General features: G+C 71.8%; 1 protein-coding gene and 1 pseudogene. Both read right to left on the bottom strand.

Annotated features, from left to right (window positions below; all coding sequences use genetic code 11):
• Window positions 1-316 (bottom strand): annotated as a pseudogene (locus ACFXHB_RS44280) (hypothetical protein); the annotation flags it as partial.
• 248 nt (window positions 317-564) lie between these two features.
• Window positions 565-1134 carry an SGNH/GDSL hydrolase family protein gene (locus ACFXHB_RS44275; RefSeq protein ID WP_380582836.1) on the bottom strand — a complete coding sequence of 190 codons (570 nt, stop codon included), beginning with the start codon at window positions 1132-1134 and terminating at the stop codon, window positions 565-567.
• Between the last annotated feature and the right edge of the window lie 450 nt (window positions 1135-1584).

Below are 1584 nucleotides of genomic sequence, written 5' to 3'. Positions count from 1 at the left end.
TCTGGGCCCCCACCTGCGCCCCCCACCCCGCCCCCCGCACCCCCGGGCGCGCCCCCCGCCCCGCCGGCCGGTGGCCCGCCCCCCCGCGTGGGGGGTGACGGCCAACCGTCAAGGGCTCATCGTTCGCGGAGACCTGCCGCGCGCCGGGGTCGGCCGCCAGTTCGGCGTCGACCTTGTGCTGGAGCCGGGCCGCCACGGAGCCGGTCAGTCCGGCGTCGCGCGCCTGCGCGGCGACCGCCGGCTGCGGGGTGGTGGCCGAGGCGGCGTTGCCCGTCAGAAACACCCCCGCGACCAGTGCCGCGGTGGCGGTGAGCACTGCCGGGATCCTACGCGTGACCAGGCTTCTCTCGTCCTCCGTCGTGTGAACACGACCGGGCCGTTGTCGGGTGGCGGCCCGGCGTGCCCGTCCACCAGCTGTTCGGCGGCCCGGTCCGCGACCGGGCCCGGGTGTACGCGTGGATCGGCGGCGGCAGCCGCGAGGAACCCGCCTTTCACCGAAGCGCCCGCTGGGTCGATCGGATCCGGCGGCCCCAGCCCGGACGCCGCCGCCGAGCAGGAGCGGCGTCACGAGTGGATCAGTTCGCCCAACCCCAGGGTACGCAGAGTGTGGTTGGCCATATACAGGTGGCCGAGCGCGTTGGGGTGGATGGGGTCGTCGAGCCACTCACCCGGGTCACCGTCAGGGAAGCGGGCCAGCCAGTACGCCTCGTGGTCGACCAGGAGGGAGCCGGTGTCGTGGGCGATCTCCCGGACGGCCTGGCAGTAGGCGGGCAGGCCCGGGTGGGTGGCCCGGGCGGCGGGGCCGGTCGGGACGGGGGTCTGGAGGATGATCCGGGCGCCGGGGGTGCGGGTGATGAGCTCACGCATGCCGGAGTGAAAGGCGTCGAGTCCTGCCGTGCCGGCGCGCGCGTCGTTGGTGCCCAGGGAGATCGAGAGGATGTCCGGGGCGAACCGGCCGATCAGATGGTGGTACGAGCCGAGGACGTCGGCGGACGTCCAGCCGGACACACCGGTGTTGACGACGATGTCCGTGCGGCGGTCCAGCTGTCGCCGCACTCGTTCGTGGAGGTGTTCGACCCACCCACGGGCCCCCCGCGTATGCGTGCACGCCTGAGTGATGCTGTCCCCAACCATCACCCATGTCATCGGCGCCGCCGACAGATCGATCATGTGTGCACCTTTCGCCTCACTCGGATCCCGGACGCTCGCGGAGGCACACAGCGCCGGCGGCCTCGACCGGCCACAGCACGGCGCAGTAGTGGCGGCCGGCCGGATCATCCGGGCGCGCCATCCACCATAGAATCCCATATACGATCTACGACAGCAATCCTCCTCTTCTCATGCCACTGACCTGGGAGACGGTCCGGCAGGCCCACCAGCGCCCCTCTCCGTTCGGGCTCAGGGCGCGCCGCTCCGAATCCCGGGCCGACCTTCGACTCCGAACAGGCACCTCAGGTACTCGACCTCGATGGCGGCCAGGTCAACGCCGGGGGGTCTATCAGGATTTCGGTGTACGGCACCCGTTTGGGCTAGGTGTTGATCTTGCTGTGGGTGTGGGCCGGTTGGCTCACACCCGTCCGGCTG

The sequence above is a fragment of the Kitasatospora sp. NPDC059327 genome (assembly GCF_042752535.1).
GTDB lineage: Bacteria > Actinomycetota > Actinomycetes > Streptomycetales > Streptomycetaceae > Kitasatospora.
Note: the sequence above shows the minus strand (reverse complement) of the source record. Positions and strands in the feature narration are given on the sequence as shown.